Below are 22,165 nucleotides of genomic sequence, written 5' to 3'. Positions count from 1 at the left end.
CCCCGCCGGCCGGCCCGCAGCCGACCGCGCCGGCTCCGGCGACTCCCCCGGACCACCGCAGCGTGATCGACTCCGCCGTGTACCGCGACGGCCGGCGCATCGCCTCCCCCGCGACCCTCGCGGAGACCTTCCGCCGACTGCGCGACCAGCCGGACGGCATGGCCTGGATCGGCCTCCACCGCCCGACCGAACCGGAGCTCCACTCCCTCGCCGCCGAGTTCAACCTCCACGAGCTCGCCGTCGAGGACGCCCTGGAGGCCCACCAGCGCCCCAAGCTGGAGCGCTACGGCGACACCCTCTTCGTCGTCCTGCGCGCGGCCCGCTACCTCGACGCCCCGGAGGAGGTCGAGTTCGGCGAGCTGCACGTCTTCGTCGGCCCGGACTTCCTGATCACGGTCCGCCACGGCGCCGCCCCCGACCTCTCCGCGGTCCGCCGCCGCATGGAGGCGACCCCGGAACTCCTGTCCCTCGGCCCCGAGGCCGCCCTGTACGCGATCCTCGACGCGGTGGTCGACGGCTACGCCCCGGTCGTCGCGGGCGTCCAGAACGACATGGACGAGATCGAGACGGAGGTCTTCCGCGGCGACCCGGAGGTCTCCCGCCGCATCTACGAACTCTCCCGCGAGATGGTCGAGTTCCAACGCGCCACCCGCCCCCTGGTCGGCATGCTCCACGCCCTGATGGCGGGCTTTGCGAAGTACGGCACGGACGAGGAGCTCCAGCGCTACCTCCGCGACGTGGCCGACCACGTCACCCACACCAGCGAACGCGTGGACGGCTTCCGCCAGGCCCTGACCGAAATCCTGACGGTCAACGCCACCCTGGTCTCCCAACAACAGAACGCCGAAATGCGAGCCCTGGCCGAAGCCGGCTTCGAACAGAACGAGGAGATCAAGAAGATCTCCTCCTGGGCCGCCATCTTGTTTGCACCCACACTCGTCGGAACTATCTACGGCATGAACTTCGAGGACATGCCCGAGCTCAAGTGGGCAGGTGGCTACCCCTTCGCAATCCTCTTGATGGCAGTGGTCTGCGTGAGCCTGTACGTCATCTTCAAGAAGCGCGACTGGCTCTAGCCAGCGCATCAAGCTGTTGATCCGCTTAGCCGTTGGGAACACTAGTTAGTCGCCCGTCAGGCCGTCCGGGTAGAATCTAGGGAGAATGCGCAGCCCGACCTTGCAGGGCACCCCCAGCGCCTTGGGGTTACTCCCTCTCCCGCCCTCGACTGCCTTCATCATCACGTGCCGTTACCTTTTTCGTGGCTCCGCCATGGGGCCTCCGGCCTTCGGGCCCGGCATCACTTCCCCCCTTGTTGCGGTTCATGATCCGGGAGGTGGTGTCACCGGGCCCGGAGGCATCGACGGACCGCTGATGAGGGGCCTGAGCACCGGCTTCACCCGAGATCGGACCCCACCTGCACCCCACGACGCGGTAGAACAGACCTGGCGCGCTCCGCGTGGTGGTCGCTGGCCAACTATCGGCGACTGGCCTGGCGTATTGGCACAACGGCGGCCCGCCCACTTGCCGGTGCGAATCAGTTCAGCACCACGGCCACTGCACCCCTGCGATACCCACTTCAAAGCGAATATCCCCACGAGTCCTTGCCGGTAGCGAGGGCGTGCCCCATCCGCGACCTTTGGAGCGGTAAGTAACGGTCAATACGAGTACCCTCACGAAGGGTCTCGAGAAACTTTTTTGGCAGGTCAGACACCTTGCACGCCGCAGATTCCCAATTTTACAACGCGGGTTCGATTACCGTCATCCGATCTTGAGAGAAGGCCCAGGTCAGCGACCTCGGCCTTCTTCATTGCCTAAGGGCTGTCCCGTAATCCCCGGCGGGCGCGCGACGACAGCTGCGGCACCTCGCCGCGTTGTCGGAACGCCCGGATACGCCCAGTATGAGGACGCTCCTCCGCCTTGCGATGCACCGCATCTGACGCCGCGCGCTGATCCACCGGGGATTACGGGACAGCCCTTAGATTCGCGCATTCACCTCCACAAAGCCGGGCCCGCAACCAACCAGCCAGACTCTTCAGTTCGCGCGTCGTCCCATCGCCCCGTAAACCCACCCGCTCGCCTGAGCCGCAGGGACGAGAGACACCCCGCAGCCTGGCCCACTGGTCTACGGCCTCCGACGTCGACGTACCCCACGCTTACCGGGGCAGGTACCAGCCGAGCGAACCTCTGATGGCCGTGCACCTGTCACCGGGCCCTGGCTTCCGCTATCCACTCCGAGAGGAAGCCCCAGGACCCGACTCGGCGCCTTCTTGCTCCAGGTCCCATGGCGGCCATTGCCAAGGTGCGCCATCCATTGGCGCAGCCTACGGTCAACAGGAGTGGGCCACACCCCTTCGAGGTACCCGAGGTACCTGATATGCCGAAACGGGTAGCACTGACAGCCGCGGTTGTCTCTCTGACCGCCACGGCAGCCATCGCGTGTGGACGGACTAGTGAATCAAGCCCTCCACCTACCGACGGCCTGTCGTCGGCCGCTGCGAGATCGGCATCCGCAATGTCTACGCCAGATACCGCCGACAACCCGATATGCAAGACCGCGAAGAGGTATCTGGATGCCGGCTACCTGAACCTCGCCCAAGCTACGTACATCACGGTACCGGCAACGGCAGACACGACGGACTGCGCGCTCCACGGCCTGCGAGACGTCGCCACAGCACGCCAGAATGCCGCGAATCTGGTGACTGATGGGCAGCAGAAGATCCGTGAGGGAAAGACGTCGGAAGCGAAAACCAGGTTCAACGAGGCGCTCATCATAGACGCGGAAAATGCAGCAGCTGCGACGGGACTCGTCAAGGCGGTGGAACAAGACCACCAAGCGATACCGACCGCATCGTCCAACTGGGACCGCTTCTACAGCGACTGGCTCATCCCCATCGGCAAGCTGGTGCTCTTCATCGCCATCGGACTCACTGTCCTGTTGTCCGCCAGCGGGATCCTGTCCGGATGGGTCGTCGGGGTCCGAGCCGTCGTGTGGTCAAAGGGCGAAAGACACTTGGCCTCATTCGTCGGCCTGGCCCTGATCACGGCCACCTCGGTGATGCTCCCCCTATACGCCATGTTCAAGCCCTTCGACTCCACGATGCGGATCCTCTGCTGGATGGCCGGCCCAGTCCTGGTCGGCCTGGTAGTCCTGGTCTTGATCATGTGGGGCCGCCACAGAGATATCTGGCGGGTCTGGAGTCACCTGCTGTGCTCCCTCGGCGCAATCGTCATGGTGGCCATCGCCCTGTCCTTCACCGCCCTCACGGCTCTCGAGGCGCGCCTCGGGGTGCTCTACGTCACGCTTGGACTCTTCGGCGTGCTGATGACCGCAGCGGCGTTGGGACAGAATCTGCGCCTGCAGGTCGAGGCACAGCTCCCCGACGGTACTGTGCACGCAGCCTCGACCGACTACCTGCTGGCCAGAATGCAGACCTTGGGCACAGAGTCGCCAAACAGCCTTCACGCCGCTAGCCCCCTGGCCCCCTCACCACTGAGCAGACTCACCAGCGAGCATCTGAGCGCGCTCCCGGCCGGCGCGACCGCAAGCTCGCTGTCCCGGGTCTTCTTCACCCTCAGACCCGACCTCACCTGGCGCGCCCGGGCTACGATCGTGGATGACAACAGAGTGTCGATCTCTCTGTCCCGCAACGGCCGCCACGCCAAGAGCATCATCTTCAGCCGACTGGACCTCGGCCTCCCCCCGATCCCGGTCGGCTCGGAAGAACTCCAGAACACTATGGCGAAGGATTTGGCGCGGGCGCAGCTGCTCACCGGCGCCGCCGCCTTCATCCTTCTGCACCTCAGCCAGGTCCACCCGGACCTCAAGCAGGAACTGTGCGGGGCACGCAATTGGAAGAGCGTCACCCTGCAGGTGATCGCCACCAGCGCATCACTCATCCACGAAGGCCGACGTGCATTGCTGGCCCGAGCTGTGAATGAGGATCCAGGGTATGCGCTGGCACGCTTCGATTACCTGCGGGAGGTCTGCGACACCTCCGAAGAGGACAGGGATTACAGACACCTCGCAGAGATGACCGACCGACAGATCACCGATACGGCGGAGGACGTCAAGAATTTGACGGGATGGAAACCCCTGCATGTCCGGGCCCTGTATCGCAGCGCCGTCCTCTGGGTGAGCGAATACGTGCAGACGCAGTACCAGGACACTGCAGCGCTGTCCAAGGCACAAGACTCAACTCAGGCGCTCATAAAGGCAATCAAGCCGAGCGACGAAGACAAGGATCAGCTGAGCGATCTCATCGAGCGTATCCGTCCGTTTGTCGACAACCTGCAGCACTGTATCTCCGTACTGGCACCCGGACCCATGCCGGAGAGTGCGCACTGGTTCCATCCTCACGGCGAGGTGTTCCCAGCCCCCGCGCTCGCTTACGACAACGCTTGTCTCGACTGTTTCCTGCTGGAGACGCGGCATGAGGGACAACGAGTGGATGAGGCCATAGAAGACCTGAGGTTCGCCCTCGTCACAGAAGCAGACAGCCAAACCGCCAGGACAGAGCGCAGCTTCCAGCCGCTGCAAGGCGACCGTCGTTTCCGTCAACTCGTCGGAACCGTTCCCCCAACCTCCCTCTTGGAGCTGCCAGTGTTCGCCACATGCCGGGCATCGCTGCACTCCGCCGGCCTCACCACCTCGTACGAACTCGTCCGCCGGACTAATACCGAGACGCAGCGGTCTAATTTGGCGGCCTACCTGGAGGTTTCTCCAATTCTCGTCGACCAGATCCGCGACCAAGCGCTGCTGGCACAGCTCCACCCGGATCTCGATACTCCAGGAATGCTCCACCTCTTTATCGCCGCCGGAGTGAACTCTCCAGACGCCCTTCGCGAGGCAGCCCGGCGCGATGTCGGTGGACTGGTCCGTGCCGTGAAGGCCAAGGCGGCGGAGGACGGCTTGACCAACCTGAACGGAGTGCGGGAGCCCTGGCGCTGGCTGGTGGCTGGCGGCGGCTTGACCAAACCGCAGGCCCTGGCCATACGCATTCGACGGTTTGGCAGCGCAGTGATCAGAAGGTCCACGGGCAACTTGTAAGACGCCCCAAGGGGCCTGAGTCAGAGATCCAGTCCGCCGCGGCCCGGATCAGGTAGTCCACCTCGCCGGCAGCCGCGCGTTCCAGCTCCCGTGCCACCTGCACCAGATTGGTGGCCGAGCCCGACCCACGTACAGGCCGGGAGATCGGCGGACGTCAGATCACGAACGTGAGCTTGCTCCAGGGCCGGGTAGTTGCCAATAGCGTTCGGGGTCAGTGCGGAGGAGGCCCATCCACTGCATTGCGTAGCCCGTCCCGACACCTAAATCGCGCTCCTACGAGGTGGCGATCCACCCTCGAATCCAGGCCGGGCTGGGGAGAATCTGGGGAGAATGGAACCCCGTTGGGGAACGGCTGGGGAGGATCGGCGGCCGTACAGACGGGCAGCACGGCGAAAGGGTCGGAAAGGCGGATCGCCGCAGGTCGGTCAGCACGTACGGCAGGTCTCGGTCCAGGTGGTGCGTCAGGTGCGAATCGCAGATACTGCTGCCGAAGCGCCCTTGTACGGCTGAGAGTTCGGGGGAAACGGTGGACATGCTCCTTGGAGGTGACCCTACTAGCGTCGGGCCTTACAAGTTGGTCGCCCGGCTAGGCGCGGGCGGTATGGGGCACGTCTATCTCGGACGGTCACCCAGCGGTCGGTCTGTGGCGGTGAAGGTCGTACGTTCCGAACTCACAGAAGCACCCGGATTCCGCCAACGTTTCCGGCGTGAGGTGGAGGCGGCCCAGCGAGTGGGCGGGTTCTGGACAGCAGCGGTAGTCAATGCCGATCCGGACACCGAGATGCCCTGGGTGGCCAGCGAGTACATCGACGCACCTGACCTGGGGACTCTGATGGGAAGGAACGGACCATTAGCGGATCCGCAGGTCCGTAGGCTGGGAGCAGGGCTTGCAGAAGCACTTGTGGACATTCACCGCGCCGGTCTCGTGCACCGGGACCTGAAACCGTCCAACATTCTGATGACCGACGGGGGGCCACGAGTCATCGACTTCGGCATTGCTAAGGCGCTTGATGGCGGCACTGCGCTCACCACCACAGGCAGCGTGATCGGCACCCCCGCGTTCATGTCACCCGAGCAGGCCGTAGGCACCAAGGTAGATACCAAGAGCGACATCTTTTCCTTGGGGGCAGTCCTGACCTATGCAGCAACCGGTCACGGACCCTTTGGCCTCGACGGCTCGACCCACGCCCTATTGTACCGAGTTGTTCACGAAGAGCCCGACTTGACCGGAACGTCAGTGGCTCTGGGTCGACTCCTGACACGCTGCCTGGATAAACGCCCCGCAGGGCGCCCTACAGCACAGCAGCTCCTCGAACTTCTGGTCACGCCAGCGCCGACCGAAGTACAGCCACCGACCGGGCTTGGGCATGTCGAAGGCGCTGCGGATCTGCCCATCTGGCAGCAAGACACCCGCACTTCGACGCGAGCTTCACGCGCTGACGGCAAGGCAGTCGGCAGCGGGCCGGAGGATGCCGGACCCACGAGCAGCGACAACCTCTCCCCAGTCAACTGGTGGTCCCTCGGTCCTTCTTTCCAACCACCAGGGACGGGTGAACAGCCCGGTACCCGAGAACCTCAGCTCTTGGGCGAGGCTCCCTCACCGCCAGAGTGGGGATTCTTGAGCATCCTGGACGTCGGTGACCGCATTGAACACCAAGTCTTTGGCAGCGGAACGGTAGTCGGCCTGCGTGGATCTGGAGCGGAGATCCAAGCGGTCGTCAACTTCGACGAACGCGGCGAGAAGAGGCTCCTCCTACGCTACGCACCGATGCGCGTCTTGTAACTGCCATCGCCTAGACCTGCGAAGCACGTCTTCCTCGGCCGAAACCTCTAAAGGGTGTTGCGGAAAGATGGCTTCGGACATGACTCAGTCGCGGTTGGCCTGCTGGTTCAGCAGTGCCAGGGCGAGGTAGTACCGCACAACCCAGACGAGGCCCTACTGTTGGGTCGTCTGCTGCCCTGGGTGCAGCCACCGACGCCTGCGGCACCGTGACGGTGCAAGACACCCGACCTGCACCTGGATGCTGAAGGACACCCGTGCGGGCGCCCAACGCGAGCCCATGGCACATGCGTCGCTGATACCGACCGGAGCGCTCGGAGTCATTGCCCAGACTCGGTGCGGCGTTCCCTTGCAGAACATCTCCGAACCCCCCCCCCCCGCAAATGGGCGGTATCACTGCGTAATCTCGATGTCATGGGGGAGCAAGCGCAGGATTCATCACCAGAGACCGGCCGCGACGATACGTGGCAGCGGCTGAACGCATACGCGTACCTCAGTGCGCCGGAGCGGCTGGAGTACATCGCCGTCATGCGGGTCTTCTGCGGCACCCTTCTCGCCGACCTCGCGGTGCCGGACGTACTGGCGAAACTGGCAGGGTCCGGCGGGCCAGCAGTCCCGTTAGACGCCGAGACGCTTACCGCCCGGCTAGAGCGGCTGGTGCACTGGGGCGCCTTGCTACGGAGCAGTCACTCGGTGAAGGCGTCGAGCATCACCGAGTACCAGCGATCCCGGTCCCGCTACCAGTTGTCGAAGCTGGGCGAGCGGATCCAGCGGGACGCCGACGAGGTCCTGACCGGGGCAGACGCGGCCCGCGAGGTGAGCAGCGAGCTGCTGGCGCTGGTCGAGCGCGGACTGCGCGAACTGAACGAGCTGGTCCAAAGGCCGGGAGGGATAGAGCCGCAGGACGCTCTGGAACGGGTCAGCACGCTGTTCGTTCAGTTCACCGAGTTTGCTGACTCCGTGCGGGACTTCTACGCCTACCTCGGTCAGGTACTGGCGCGCTACGACCTGGACAGCGCTGAGTACCAGGGCTTCAAGGAACTGCTGCTTGACTACGTCGAGGCGATCAGGGAGGACGTGGCCTTCCGCGCTCCTCGAATCGCATCGGTCCTCGACCTTCTGTGGCCGCACCTCCCTGGCCTCCTGGAGCGCCTCGACACCCACGCCCGCGGTTTGTCAGGGGTTCCGGGGGCCGGCGGCCAGCCCGAGGTCCGGGTGCAGCGCAGCCGGGGCCGGGAGAAGGCCGACTGGGAGGGGCTGCGCGGCTGGTTCACCGACGTCGACGGGCAGGGAAGCCAGGTCGATCAGCTGCGTGATGCCACCATGCGCGCGCTGCAGTCCTTGCTGACCAACGCAAAGCGGATGCTGCGCTCGGCCTCGGGGGAGATGTCGAGGCGCAAGGACCTCCTTCGGCTCGCCCGATGGTTCAACGTGGCAGCTCCGGAGGAAGCGCACGACATCGCGGTCGCTGCCTTCGGCCTCTACGGCGCCCGCCACCTGGGTGTCCCGCCAGCCTCTGACGAGGCAGTTCCCGCGTACACCAGTTGGTGGAACGGCCCGGTGGTCGAGGTGCCGGTGGCTCTACGCGAGCGGGGCAGTCGGGCGCAGCGAGGCCGGGCGTCGGCCATGGAGAACCACTCGGCGCAGAAGCGGCACCTTCAGGAGGCCGCCCGTGCACAGGCCGAGGCCAGAAGGGCGGCCGCAGACGAACTGCGTAGCGCTGCGGGTCGCTTCGCAGACGTACGCCTCACCTCTGCGGCCCTCGGACTGCTACTGGAACTGCTGGCGACAGCACTGGGGAACGCTCGGCTGCGGCGCACTGGAGTTGGAGACCTGGACGAGGCACAGGAGTTCGGCCTGGAGTCCGCACAGAGCGAGGATGCCGAGCTCGGCATCCGACTCACCGTACGTCGTTCCTCCGGTGCGAAGACGGTGCTGCACTCCGCCGACGGCGACCTCGTGCTGGACGACCTGGAGCTGGAGATCGGACGTGCGGCCGGCACGGCCGGACGTGAGGTCGAAATGAGTGTGTCGTGACGCTTCCTTCGGCACACGACGTGGCCCTGGCCACCGAACGCCGTGCCGCTGGGCGGCTGCTACTTGCCCACCCTTTGGTGACGTCGGTCGGCCCGTACGCAGACTTGTTCCCCCTGATACGACGGCACGCCGACTGGCTGGGCAAGCGGTTCCAGCAGGTACTCGGTTACCGGCTCCTGGTCGACACCTCCTACGCCCGGCTGTTCAAGGCCGGATTGGGCGCCGGCGCAGGGCACCGGCTGGAGCGATCCACCGGTACCGCCTTCACCCCGCGTACTTACTCCTGTCTCGCGCTCGCGCTTTCCGTGCTGGTGACCGCCCCGGAACAGATGCTGCTTTCCCAGCTGGTCGCTGACATCAGGGCCGCAGCGGCCGACGCAGGCGTGAAGCTGGAGGAAACGGGCCGGGCCGTGGAGAAGCGGACTCTGGTCGCCGCCCTTCGCCAGTTGATCGACTGGGGTGTCTTGACGGAGACGGAAGGCAGTGTGGGCTCGCTCGTTCAGGAGGAAGGTGCCGAAGCCCTGATCACGGTGGACCGGGAGATCGCCCGGATCATCATTTCCGGCCCCCTCACGCAGAGCCTGGACGGGGCGGACCTGGTGAGGCGGGCTGCCGACCCCGGGTTCGGCGGTCCCCGCACCTACGTGCGCCGGATGCTCGTGGAAACGCCCGTCGTGTACTTGGATGAACTAACAGATACTGAGAGGGACTGGCTGCGGACCAGGCAACGCCGCGAGGCCCAGGCGTTCTCCGAGCTTCTGGGACTCGAGGCCGAGATTCGCGGCGAGGGCGTGGCGCTGGTGGACCCTGAGGAGGAGCTGACGGACTTGCACCTGCCCGGCACCGGAACCGTCGCCCAAGCTTCGCTCCTCCTGGTGGAGCGCCTCGTGGAACGGCTGCGGCCTGCCGAGCCAGGACACCCGGCAACGGGAGGGCGGCTCGTCATCGGGGTCACCCTTCCAGACGACCTGGTGGATGAGCTGCTCGCCGAGCTCATCACCGAGTACGGGCAGCGCGGCAACTGGCAGCGCGACTACCTGGAGGATCCCTCCTCGTTGCGGAAGGCGGTTCTGGACCTGCTGAGCCGGATGCGGATGGTGGCTCCCGTCGGCCCTCTCCGTTCCACAGGCCAGGGGATACCCGAGGGATACAGCGACACGGTCCCGGAGGGCCGATCCGTGACCGACGTGCTGGGCGCCCGCGCCGCCGGCACCGACTGGATACTCCTCGCCGCGGCCGCGCGCTACGCCACCCATGTCACCGAACGCCGGCCCGCCGGAGCGACACCCGGCATCGACATACAGCAGGAGATGCCGCTATGACCCCGGGCGCGAACGGCCCCATCCCCCTTCAGCGATCCGTCACTTCGGCTGGCACGCGCTTCCGCCTCCACCGCGCAGGCATCCTCAACGTCTGGCAGTACGACGAACAGGAATTCGACTTCGGCGACGGACGACTGCTGCTGCGCGGCAAGAACGGGGCAGGCAAGTCCAAGGCCTTGGAGATGCTGCTCCCCTACCTACTGGACGGCGACTCCCGCGCGCTGGACGCCACGGGTACGGGTCGCACGAGCCTCGTCTGGCTGATGCTGGACGGCTTCGAGCAGACGAACCGCCTCGGATACTTGTGGGTCGAGTTCCACATGACAACGGACAACGGTGGTGACCGCTACCTCACCCTTGGGGCGGCCATCCGGGCATCGAAGTCGACGAAGAAGGCCGTGCCGGTCTTCTTCGTCACCCCGCTGCGAGTCGGCGAGGACTTCCGCCTGGTCGAGGCAGGCAGGCCCCTGCCAGTCGATCGCCTCAAGGAGGCCGTCGGCGCGGAGAACGTCACGGACCGTTCCGTCCAGCACCGCTCGCGAGTCGCCCGTGAACTCTTCGGCATCACCGACGCAACGCGATACCGCAATCTCACACAGCTCCTCCACCGGCTGCGACGTCCCACCGTCGGGGACCGGATCGAGTCCGGCGGGCTCGCCTCCCTGCTGAGCGAGACGTTGCCAGGACTCGACGACGACGTAGTGGAGAAAGTGGCACGCAACCTCCACGACCTCGACGCCGTTCGAGAGGAGCTCGGCCGCCTGGAGCGTACCGACCGGGCCCTTCGCACCTTCCTGGGCGACTACCGCGACTATTTGTCCGGAGTGCTGCTCAGGACCGCGAAGAAGGTGGACGGAGAACTGGACGCCCTGGCGCAGCGACGCCTGCAGGCCGGAGACGCATCGAAGAAGACAGGCGCCCTGAAGGGACGGGAAGCCGAGGCTAAAGCACGTCTGAGCGCGCTGCGCGAGGAGGAACAAGCCGCCCGGACCGAACTCGACGCCCTGCGTGCGAGTAGCGCGTACCGCAGCTTGGAAGAGTTGTCCGAGCGCCGGACCACGGTCGGCGCCTTGGAAACAGCGGCCGGAACGTCGTTCGCCGCGCTCACCAAGGCGCACGACACGGAAGAGGGGGCGGCAGACCGCCTGGCCGAGGGCATCGCACATCTAGGCGAACGCCTTGGCGAACTAGGTACGGATCACCGCGAGCTCGTGGTGCAGGCCGAGAAGGCGGGACTCCCCACAGGGCATCTCGGCGAGACTGTCGGCCTGCCCCGCACGGATGTGGCCGGAGCTTCGACGGCGGAACTCACGGGACCTGACGCACAAGTCCACATCGTGCGGCACCACCGGGTGATCGCCGTGGACGCCACGGCAGCGGAATCCGCCCTGCGGTCCTGGCAAGGACAGCTTGAGGACGCTGGCACTGTGGTGAAGCACAGAACCCGGAGGGTCCAAGAGGTCGTCGGCCTGGTCGCGCAGGTTGTTGAGATGCGGGGGCGGGCAGCTGTTGCGGATGCCGAGCATGAGCGGCTTGAAGGGGAGGCCGAGGATGCTGCGGGTCGCCTCGAAGGCCATCGGGAGAAGGTAGCCGAGGAGAGCGGGGGCTACCTCCGTCAGGTGGAGGCTTGGCTGGAGCACGTCCGGGCTGTGGCCGGCCCGGACTGCCCTCTGTTGAATCCTGTCCGTGCGACGGTCGCATGTGAGACCTCGTCGGAGGCCCCCTTCGCCGAGCGGGTGCTGCCACCCGACATCGACGGGCAGGCGAAGCGGACCGCCCTGACGGTGCTGGAGCCATACGGTGTGCAACTGACCGAACAGCGGGACGCCCTCGCGCTGCGCGTCGCCCGGCTCGCCGAGGAACACGACCTCCTGACCAGAGAGAAGGAGGAATGGGAGCGGCGAACCGATCCGGAACCGCCAGTCCCGTACCACCGCACCGCCGAGCGCGATCCAAGCACCGGAGCGCCCTTCTACCGGCTGGTGGACTTCGCTGACGACCTGTCCCCCACCAACCGGGCGGGCCTGGAGGCAGCGCTCGAAGCGAGCGGGGTTCTGGACGCCTGGGTGACCTCGGACGGAACGCTCCTCGATCCCCTGACTCGAAACGTCCTGCTCCAGCCCGGGACCGTACCGCAGGGCGGCTCGACTCTCGCCTCCGCGTTGCGCCCCACCGCGCAACCGGACAGCGGTATCTCCCCCGAACGGGTCCAACACCTCCTGGCCGCCATCGCCCTCGCCCCGGCCCAGGACGTCGCCGCCACCAGCTCGGTGTACTACGACGGCAGCTGGCGCCTCGGTCCCCTCCGCGGCCACCATTCCAAGGACGGTGCTGAATACGTGGGCGCCGCCGTACGCGCCGAGACACGACGCCGAAAGATCGCCGAACTGGAAGCCCGGTGGGCGGAAGCGGAGAAGCTGCTGTCCGACTACCGCGGACAACTCGACGGGCTTGACTCCATCCGCCGGGACCTGGCATCGGCGGAGCGCGACTTCCCCCAGCCGCAGTCCCTCACCCTCGCCTGGCACGAGCTCGACTCCGGGGAGAAAGACCTGCGGAACTTGACCGCCAAGGCGACAAAGGCAGCACGCCTGGCCGAAGAGGCACGCACCCGGGCCGTGGCCGCTCGAAGTGAAGCAGAGGCAACCGCGACAGCCCACGACCTGCCTACCGACGCCGACGCCCTGGAAAACGTCCGAATCGCCCTCGCAACTCTACTCGGCGGCATTGGAGGTATGTGCCGGGCTATTCGGGGCGTAGCCGACGGGCTTGACAGGCACCGGGCCGATCACACCAGGTACGCACGAGCGCACCGTGACCGCCTGGAGGCAGCGGAAGGCCATGGTCTCCGACTCGGTGAACTGCGCAGGGCCCAGCAGGACCTCCGCACCCGCGAAGAAGCCATCGGCTCCTCCGAAGAGGAGATCCTCGCCCGCGAAGAGGAAACCAAGCAGCGCATCGCATCCGCCACGGAGGCGCAGCCGGGAGCCCAACGGGGACACGACGACCTCCGCGACCGGAGGGTCCGCGCGGAGGAGGACGAGAAGCGAAGTCGCGAATTACTGCTGGAACAGCAGACGGCCGTCATCACCGCCGGAAGCACCCTCCGCGGTGCGGTCGGTCGTCCGGAGGTGATCGGTGGCGCCGGGCTGGACCGGTCTTCCCTGCCCGCACTGCTGTTGGACGACCCCGCCGCGGACGTCCGTGACCGTATCCGGTCCCTGCGCGAGCTAGCAGATGCTGTGCGGGGCGGTCTCGACCGTTCGAGGAAGGAGGTTTCGGACAGCACACTCCTCAACGGGCACACGGCACTGCGCGACCAGTTGGCCGGCGGGTATGACGCGCAACTCGAGGAACTCGCCGGGATCAAGATCTGCCGCCTGGTCGATGACCACGGCCCGCACTACGTCGCCGTCGTCGGAGAACGCATCGCTGACCGGGCCGCCGAAGCCCGTGGTCGACTCACCGAGCGTGAGAGCGAGGTCTTCCAGCGCTTCCTCACCGGCGAACTCGGCGACCACTTGTCAACGCAGGTCGTCACCGCTGCCAACCTCGTCTCTGCCCTGAACGACACGCTCAAGACCGTGCGGACCTCACACGGGCTCGGCGTGGAGCTGCAGTGGAAGCTGGACGAGGACGTCGACGCCGACGTGCGGGCAGCCGTCGAACTACTGCGCAGTCCTTCGAGCCTCCGCACCCGTGAGCAGGGCGAGCAGCTGCGCGAGGTGCTGCAACGCCGGATCGAGGACGCCCGCCGGACCGATCCGTCAGCTGGGTACGCCGCCCACTTGCGCACCGCGCTGGACTACCGCGACTGGTTCCGCTTCCACACCTTCGTGGTCGAGGACGCCGTCCCCGGCCGCAAGCGCAAGCTCACCGGACGCACCGGACTCAGCCAGGGCGAACAGCGCGTGCTTTCCTACCTCGTGCTCTTCGCTGCAGCCGCCGCCCACTTCACGACACTTGGAGAGTCCGCACCGCACGCTCCCCGGCTGATCCTCCTGGACGACGCCTTCGCCAAGGTCGACGAACCCACCCATGGTCGGCTCGGCCGCATCCTCGTCGACCTCGATCTCGACTTCGTGCTCACCAGCGAGAGGCTCATGGGCAATTGGGCCGAGGTGCCCTCCCTGCACATCTACGAGTGCCTCCGCGACCCGCACGCCCGCGGGGTCGCCACCTTGCACTACACGTGGAACGGCCGGCACCGGCGCCTGGTGTCCGTATGAGCCGGATCCCCGCTGCCACACATGACTGGCTGGCCGGGCCGGGACTCGTTCGGCTCTGGGAATCGGCGCGCAAGCGCCTGGAGGGCAACGGACTTCAGGCCACCGGCTCGGTGCGGCTGTCAGGACTGGCAGTAAAGGAGAGGAACGACCTGTCGCTCCTGCTCGGTAAGCCGATCACGGGAGCCACCGCCACGGTGCAGCTCGACTCACTCGATATCCGGCTGCGGTCCTCGGCCGCCGGCCTCGGTCTCAGGGACGTACTCCAGGAACTCGGACCGCCGCTCACCGACCGCCGCGCCGCTCGGACGGAGGCCCAGGCACGGCGCGATCAGGTGTGGTCCTCACTCGCCTCGTCCCTGGAGGGCTGCCAACTCACCAACGAGGATTGGGCCTGGCGATGGTACGACGGACTGCGCCGCACGGGCGTACCCAACGGTGTAACACCCGCAACAGCGGTGCGTACCCTCCAGCAGGCGGTCCACGCCCTCACCCTGCTCTTCGGTCCCGGGCGGGCCGGCACGTGGGGGCGGGGCGACCTCGCCGCCGAAGCAACCGGATCGGCCCACGGCCTGGACGACGGGACCTGGCTCGCGCGCCTCGTCCAACGGGGCATAGCCCTCGCCCACGACACCGAGCTCCCCGACGACGCGGCCGGACGCCGCGCCTTGTGGCGATTCGCATCCGTCACGCCAGACGAGGTCTCCAGCACCGTGCTCGCCTATGGCCTGCGCCCCGACGGCGGAGGCTGGCGGGAACGCTCCCTGTACGAACGAGCGGTCCACCACGTGGAAACCCACCTCACCCTGCGCGACTTGCACGCACTGCGGCTCTCGCTGTCGGCCGGCACCCTCATCCGCATCTGTGAGAACCCACGCGTGGTGGAGGCCGCAGCCGACGCTGCCTGCTCACAACCTCTGGTGTGCACCTCGGGGAGTGCCGCGACAGCGGTCCTCACCCTCCTCGACGCCCTCGCGGCCACCGGCTGCCGCTTCGCCTACCACGGCGACTTCGACTGGCCGGGCATAGCCCTGGCCAACCGCGTGGTCCACCGCTACGGCGCCGAGCCATGGCGGATGGGCGCCGAAGACTACGAACAGCTCGCCGCCAGCACCCAAGCCCGCAACGTCCCACAGCACCCGCTCACCGGCCCACCGACAACCGCGGACTGGGATCCGGGCCTCGCCCCAGCCATGGCCGCGCTCGGCATAGCCCTCCACGAGGAAGCCACACTCGACCTGCTCGTGGCGGACTTGGCATGAACTTGAGGGGATGGCCTCGCCGGCACAGTGGGCAAATGCCCGTCGATGCCTCCTCGCGATTTTGATCCTGCCGAGACGGAACCACGACGGTCAGCGCCAGCACGCCACCGAGGCACATGAGGCTGCACCTTGGCGCTTTAGAATGGGCTTCTGGCTCGATACACGTTCAACTCCTGGGAGTATCAATGGACTTAGCCTTCACAGAGCTGGCACTGGCCGCGCTGGGCGGTGCCAGCGGAAGCCTGAGTGAGGCTGTGGTGACCAGCCTTTGGCAGCGTCTCCGAGACCGACTTCGCGGCGACGACCCGGCACTCGCGGCGTTGGAAGGGCGAGACATCAACGATCCGGAGGCTGTGGCCGTGCTTAGTGAGGCGCTGCGTCGCGAGGCCGCTGCGGACCCAGCGTTCCGACGCGAGGTGGAAGATTGGCTGTCCCACCTGGCCCGGCCTGCGGGCAGCACCATCAACACCGTGCGTGACTCACAGGGTCTGAACGCGCCTGGGGCGACGTTCAACGGAGAAGTACGCATGTCCTTCGGTCAGCCCGAGTAAGCGCGGTGACGTCGACAGGATCCGAGCCCCATCAGGACGCAGGAACAAATAGCGTCACGGGGTCGGCAGGACTCAACGCCCCGGGAGCGGTGTTCCATGCCGCCGTCAACATCAACGTGGGAACGAGCCTGGCTGACCCCGCCCCTTCCGCCGAGGAGCTACTTGCCCTGGGTTCGGTGGAGCCGCCGTACGGCAGGCTCCCGGAGGCCGTGCTGGGGCGGGACCGTACCCTCACGGCTCTTATCCAGGCCGACGCGGTGGATCGCCCTCGTATCCACGTCCTTGCGGGAATGGGCGGGGTCGGCAAGACGACCGTTGCCCTAAGCACAGCTCAGCGGGCCAAAGAGTCTGGCGTCGAGGTTTTCTGGATCCAGGCAGGATCCGCTGCGGCTGTCGCCGACGGTATGCGTCACGCGGCCCTCCTCGCGGGGGCCCCAGTCGAACATGTGGCCCACGCCTGGGAGAAGGGCGGGCGGCCCGCAGCAGATCTGGTGTGGCGCTATCTGGCAGCGTTGGACCGCCCCTGGCTGCTGGTCCTCGACGATGCCGATGATCTCGATGTGTTGTCCTGCCCAGGGGCGGCGCTGGCCGACGCCACGGGTTGGGTCAGGCCTCCAGTTGGCATGTCACAGGGAGTCCTGGTCACCACGCGCGATGGCAACGAGCGGTCCTGGGGCAGCCGGATTGCTCACTTCCACCGACTTGAGGTCCTGGAACTCGAATTCGCGGGTCGTATCCTCCAGACATTGGCTCCAGAAGCCGGCGATACGAGCGCCGCCGGGGCCCTCGCAGACCGGTTGGGCTCCCTGCCGCTCGCCCTGCACTTGGCGGGCATGTATCTGGGCATGGCGCATGGCGATCCACTTGCCGAAGCGCAAACCTTCTCCGAGTACGTCGAAGCGCTCGGCGATTCACCGCTGTTCCTTGACGACGCGGTTGAGGGTGTACACGGCGACCTGCGCAGCGAGGAGGAGAAGGCGCGCAGGACGATTGCCGGCACTTGGGAGCTGTCCCTCAATCTCCTCGACAGGCAGGGCACTACGCATGCCCGTGGTCTGCTTCAGCTGCTCTCCTGCTTCGCACCGACCGCTTCCCTGCCGAATGCCCTTCTCGCCCCCTCTACCATTGCCTCCCTGGCAATGTGGCCCACGGACTTACAACCGCGGGCAATCAGAGCGGCCATGAGCGGACTCCGCCGGTTCGGCCTCATCGGGGTCGGAGCGCGACCGGTGGAACCCGCGTACCAGATCCACCGGCTTGTGGCCGAAGTATCCGTCGCCCCCCTCCTCTCGAACCCCGAGAACCACCGGTTGGTGTGGGACTCGGCCGCCAACCTTCTGGTGAAGGTCACCCCGTACCTGCAAGATCCGCGGGACCCAGGTTGCTGGCCGGCTTGGCAGGGGCTCGTCCCGCACTGGCTGGTCATGATGAGCCGGCTTCCTCGATGGGGTGCCACCGCCGATGCCCTTCTCACTGATGTGTTGTTGTGCGCCGGGATCGCCGTGGCCTATCTCCACTTCCGAGGCGACTACGAAGCGGCTTGCGGGCTGGCGGACGAAGTATTGGAGCGCGCCAATCACGCGGCGGCGAACCCCTGGATCGGGGTGAACATCCGCAAGCACCGGGCAATCGCGGTCAAGGAGATGGGTGATCTGAAGGCGGCAGAGGCCGAACTCGATCACATTGTGGAGGAGTGTGTAAGGCATCTCGGAGTGGACCACTCAACGACCCTGGCCGTGCGCTACGAGCGGGCAGGAGTGGCATCCCGGCGGGGGAAGCTCGAGGAAGCCGAGCACGAATACGACGAGGTCATCCTCCATGAAACCCGGCTCTTCGGTGCGGAGTCGTCCAACACTCTGCGCTCTCGGCACGCCCGTGCGATCTGCCTCAGGGGCATGGGGCGTCTTGATGAAGCGGCGAGTGAGGGGAGGCACGTACTGGAAGGGCTGCGGGCCGAGCTGGGCGACCGACACCCGGACGTCCTCGAAGCCCAGCACGAGTTCGCGGTCTCGCTGCGCGACCAAGGGGAGAATGAACGTGCGGAGGAGGTATTCCGCCAGGTTCTGGAACTGGAGGAGGAAGCCCTCGGGGTCGAACACCCGTCCACGCTGACCACGCGGGCGAATCTGGCTTCCACGCTCCTTCTGCGCCAGAAGTTCACCATGGCCGAAGCCGAGATCCGCGCCGTACTGGACGCGCGGACCCGCATCCTGGGAGCCGATCATCCCGAGACGCTCGACGCACGCCACACTCTGGCCGTCCTGCTCATGTCGCAGGGTGAGCTCGACGCAAAGAGCGCCTCGGCCGTCTTCGAGGAGCTGACCGAGGCACAGCGCCGGCAATTCGTCGACGACCACCCCAATGTGTTGGTGGGGCGCAGCAGTCGTGCCGCAGCACTACAAGCCGTGGGCAAACTGGCCGAGTCGGAATCGGAGTACGGGTCGATCCTGAACTCGGTGACCAGGCGCCACGGGGAGCACCACGCCGCCACGCTGAATGCCCGATACGAGTGGGCGATGTCCCTGGGGCGCATCGGGCGAACGGACGAAGCCGTCTCCCAGCTGCGCGACGTCCTGGCTCTTCAGGAGCGAGTGCTCGGCAAACCGCACCGGAACGTCGCCAGTGTTCGGGCGGCGTTGGGCGCGCTCCTACTTGAACAGGGGAGCCTCGCCGAGGCCGAGGAGCAGCTGAGGCAGGCGGTGAAGGCGCTACCGGAGGAGGACAGTGCGCGGCTGAGCACACGGCACAACCTGGCGGCGGTGCTGCGTGCACGCGGCGAGCTGCAGGAATCGATCCATCAGCTACGGGGGATCATCGACGAGGAGCGGCGGCGGTCAGGAGACGCACACTCCGCGACCATCACCGCTCGCAATAGCCTCGGGGTCGCGCTCAAGGATTTAGGAATGCTCGACGAATCAGCGGCTGTCTACCGGGAAGCCCTCAAGGATGCGGCCCCCAAGCACTCGAACGACGAGCCGCTACTGCTAGCAGTACGCCACAACCTCGCTGTCGTCATGCGTATCCAGGGCCATCTCGGCGAAGCGGAGAAGGAACAGTCGGAGATCTTGGCGATCCTGGAACGTACCCACGGGCCCGAGCACCCTCAGACACTCGCCACGCGTACAGCCATCAGCCGCATTCTCGCTGACAGGGGGGCCGTCTCCGAGGCCGAGGCCGCGTACCGGGACATCTGGTCAGTGAGCGCCCGCGTCATGGGGAGGGATCACCCCCAGACTCTTTCTGTGCAGGGGAACTTGGCCTTCCTGCTGGCCGATCAAGGACGATTCACCGAAGCCGAGGTGGAGTACCGCGACGCGCTGGCCACATGCCGGAAGGTACTCGGAGACGATCACCCCGAGACCCTGACGATGGACCACAACCTAGCCATGGCGCTGGGAAACCAAGGGAACCTCACCGAGGCCATCTCCCGGTTTCATGACGTGGTAGAGCGTCGGGGACGAAGACTAGGACCGGATCACGAGGACACGCAGATAGCGCGGAGGAATCTTGGCGAAGGCCTGCACCGGGTGGGCAGGCTGGTGGAGAGCGCCGAAGAGTTCAAGAAGAACGCGGAGAGCCTGGCCCGGACACATGGTGCGGATCACGACATGGTCTGGGATGCGCGCTACCGTCGGGCCCAGATGCTGTGGGAGGCGAAGCAGCCGCGTGCCGCGCAGGCCGAGCTCGAAGCGCTCTTGGTCCGAGATTTGGAGGTCTATCCGAAGGGGGGCCGGCGTATCACCGCACTGCAACGCGTTCTGATGGCCGTGCGTGCCGACGATGGCGACTCCTAGTAACAGCCGCCCTCGGACGGCTCCCAGCCGTCCGAGGAGGCGGCCGCCCCTCTCGTCGCGGAGCTGTACCGGCACAGGTCCGCCGAGAGTCGGCCGGTGTGGAAGCTCCGAGCAGTCGGACAGGGTTGGGCCGACGGACTCGACGGCTTGGCCAGAGCGCACGGAGTCGACGTGGGGTAGCCCATTGTGTCGACGCCCACCAAGGGTGGAAGCTATCCGCGACTTCAACCCCCTAGCCGCAGGCAGGCGCCCTACGTCAATACGCTCCGTAGCCCGCCCCACCGCCCAAGTCACCCCGCTGACCAGCGGTGAACCGCCTTCGAAGGTACCTTCGGCTGGGGAGAATCTGGGGTGAATGAAACCCCGTTGGGGAGCGGCTGGGGAGGATCGGCCGTATAAATGGGCAACACGGTGAAAGAGCCAGAAAGGCGGATCGCCGCAGATCAGAGGGCTTCTCTGCCCGATTCCGCAGGTCAGCGGCGTGAGGGTGACGACTTCAAGAAGATCTCCTCCTGGGCGGCCATCTTGTTTGCACCCACGTTGGTGGGAACGATCTACGGCATGAACTTCGAGACCATGCCGGAACTCCACTGGGCGGCGGGCTACCCCTTCGCGATCCTGCTGATGGCGGTGGTCTGCACGAGCCTGTACGTCATCTTCAAGAAGCGCGACTGGCTGTAGACGACGGACCGCGACCCGCTTCTCCGGAGCCCGCTCGGTGAGAGTGGGCGGGGGTGGAAGAGGAACCGGTCATGACTCCGTGTGTGGCGGGACGGTGGTGGGCGCTGCCGCCGGGAACATCAGCCGCTCCCCTGGATGGAACGGACGGGCCTTGGCGTAGCGCGAGGACCGTCACCCCGTCGTCGTTCGGTGGTGGCCGCGGAGCGGATCGACGCCGGGCGTCTGCGCCACACAGGAGCTGATCAGCGGGTCGAGGGTGCTGCGCCGGATGTTGTACGTGTGCGGCAACTCGGAGGCCGCCGGCGCGGCCCTCGGCTCGACCCACCCCCAGCGGGTGTACCAGCGGGCCCCGTTGCAGACGGCTCCGGTTTCCTCAAGGGCCGCTTGGTCATGCGCTGATCACTTCCCCTGGGGGGGTTGTGCCGCAGTCAGGAGCATGACCAGCTGTTACGAGTTGCAGGTCGGGCGGCGATCACCCGGTCAGGGCGCTGCGGCATCGCCGGCGCCGCCGTCCGCGCGGGTTCGGCGTGCGGCGAAAAGGGCGCCGGCGCCGGCGGCCAGCAGCACGCCCGCGCCGCCGAGCAACCACGGGGCCGGGTCGTATCCGGTCTCGGGGAGCGCGCCCCGCGGCCGGGACCCGGCAGCGCCTGACGCGGTCCCGCCGGCCGGCGACGCACCGGGGGTGGCGGCCGTACCGGCAGTTCCCTGCGCCCCGGACGTGGCCTGCCCGCTGTCCGGCCCGGTCACGGTCCCCGTCCCGGTGATGCGGAACGAAGCCAGGACGTTGTTCTGCCCGGTATCCGGCGTGCACCGGGCGTCGATCTCGCCGGGGTAGACGACCTGGCCGCGCGCGTCCTTCAGGACCAGATGCGCAACGAGGTCGCCGACGGTGATCCGCGCGGTGCCCGCCTGCCCGAAGGTGAGCGCCGGTGCGGACCCCGACCCCTCGACACGGAAGGACCCGGCCGCCGGAACAGCGGCCGACACATCAACCGGTACCTTCACCCGGCTGGCCCCCTCCGGAGCCGCCACGTGGGCCTGCGCCTCCACCATGCCCTCGACGGTCGCCACGCCGAGCCCGGCCAGTGCCTTCGCAGCGTCCGCAGGCACCGGCACCGCCGCATTGATGGGAAAGGCCGGGGTCGGCCTTCCCACCTCTGACGACTCGGGGACGTCCGCGTCGATCCGCACCGTGACGGGCAGACTCCCGATCACCCCGGTCGAACACGTGTACCGCAGGGTGAGCGACGCCGGGTCCGCGGCAGCGGGGCCGGTCGCCGAGAGTCCCAGTCCCCCGCCCACAACCGCTGCGACCGTCGCCAGTCGGAGCGGGCCGCCCGGCACCGGAATGCTCCTCCGGACGGCACCGTTCGTGCGCGTTGAGAGTGTGCTTGCCAGTTCTCATGCCGACCCCCATCAGGGTGTGTTGATCGCTCGGAGAAACGTGCAGTGCTGCGACGTGCCG

At 66.8% G+C, this 22,165-nt stretch carries 10 protein-coding genes and 3 pseudogenes; 11 read left to right on the top strand and 2 right to left on the bottom strand.

Going from position 1 to position 22,165, the window contains the following annotated elements; genetic code table 11:
• A partial coding sequence (locus tag ADK52_RS12890; protein WP_053689921.1) for a magnesium and cobalt transport protein CorA occupies positions 1–1,076 on the top strand: 1,076 nt, incomplete at its 5' end.
• Between the two features lie 1,436 nt (positions 1,077–2,512).
• Positions 2,513–5,047: a hypothetical protein gene (locus ADK52_RS12885; protein ID WP_159045922.1), complete on the top strand. Its 2,535-nt coding sequence runs from the start codon at positions 2,513–2,515 to the stop codon at positions 5,045–5,047.
• A 49-nt stretch (positions 5,048–5,096) separates the two neighbouring features.
• Here ADK52_RS12885 and ADK52_RS43590 read toward each other — a convergent pair.
• Positions 5,097–5,262: pseudogene (locus tag ADK52_RS43590) on the bottom strand (GNAT family N-acetyltransferase); the annotation flags it as partial.
• A 317-nt stretch (positions 5,263–5,579) separates the two neighbouring features.
• Here ADK52_RS43590 and ADK52_RS39870 point away from each other — a divergent pair.
• The 9 genes and pseudogenes from ADK52_RS39870 to ADK52_RS12850 form a co-directional block, all read left to right on the top strand.
• The gene (locus ADK52_RS39870; protein ID WP_078988282.1) at positions 5,580–6,830 is read left to right on the top strand and encodes a serine/threonine-protein kinase; all 1,251 of its coding nucleotides are present in this window, start codon (positions 5,580–5,582) and stop codon (positions 6,828–6,830) included.
• A gap of 411 nt (positions 6,831–7,241) precedes the next feature.
• Positions 7,242–8,864, top strand: a complete 1,623-nt coding sequence (locus ADK52_RS12880; protein WP_053689911.1) for a TIGR02677 family protein — start codon at positions 7,242–7,244, stop codon at positions 8,862–8,864.
• Positions 8,861–10,186 carry a TIGR02678 family protein gene (locus ADK52_RS12875; RefSeq protein WP_053689910.1) on the top strand — a complete coding sequence of 442 codons (1,326 nt, stop codon included), beginning with the start codon at positions 8,861–8,863 and terminating at the stop codon, positions 10,184–10,186. The genes ADK52_RS12880 and ADK52_RS12875 overlap by 4 nt, the downstream gene beginning before the upstream one ends.
• Entirely contained in the window at positions 10,183–14,415 is a 4,233-nt protein-coding gene (locus tag ADK52_RS12870) for a TIGR02680 family protein (protein WP_053689909.1), read from the top strand. Before ADK52_RS12875 ends, ADK52_RS12870 begins: the two co-directional genes overlap by 4 nt.
• A complete protein-coding gene (locus ADK52_RS12865) occupies positions 14,412–15,674 on the top strand; it encodes a TIGR02679 family protein (RefSeq protein WP_053689908.1) in 1,263 nt (420 codons plus the stop codon). The genes ADK52_RS12870 and ADK52_RS12865 overlap by 4 nt, the downstream gene beginning before the upstream one ends.
• Before the next feature lie 185 nt (positions 15,675–15,859).
• Entirely contained in the window at positions 15,860–16,225 is a 366-nt protein-coding gene (locus ADK52_RS42295; protein WP_159045921.1) for a hypothetical protein, read from the top strand.
• Between the two features lie 89 nt (positions 16,226–16,314).
• Positions 16,315–20,019, top strand: a complete 3,705-nt coding sequence (locus tag ADK52_RS44445; protein WP_053689906.1) for a tetratricopeptide repeat protein — start codon at positions 16,315–16,317, stop codon at positions 20,017–20,019.
• A gap of 48 nt (positions 20,020–20,067) precedes the next feature.
• Positions 20,068–20,199, top strand: a pseudogene (locus ADK52_RS41395) (TerD family protein); the annotation flags it as partial.
• Positions 20,200–20,514: 315 nt separating this feature from the next.
• Positions 20,515–20,700, top strand: a pseudogene (locus ADK52_RS12850) (CorA family divalent cation transporter); the annotation flags it as partial.
• A gap of 480 nt (positions 20,701–21,180) precedes the next feature.
• Here the strand turns inward: ADK52_RS12850 and ADK52_RS42945 are convergent.
• Positions 21,181–22,002 (bottom strand): DUF6801 domain-containing protein, encoded by an 822-nt coding sequence (locus tag ADK52_RS42945; RefSeq protein WP_324615909.1) that lies wholly within the window; start codon positions 22,000–22,002, stop codon positions 21,181–21,183.
• Positions 22,003–22,165 lie beyond the last annotated feature (163 nt).

This window comes from Streptomyces sp. WM6372 (genome assembly GCF_001279655.1).
In the GTDB taxonomy this organism is placed as follows: Bacteria; Actinomycetota; Actinomycetes; order Streptomycetales; family Streptomycetaceae; genus Streptomyces.
Note: the sequence above shows the minus strand (reverse complement) of the source record. Positions and strands in the feature narration are given on the sequence as shown.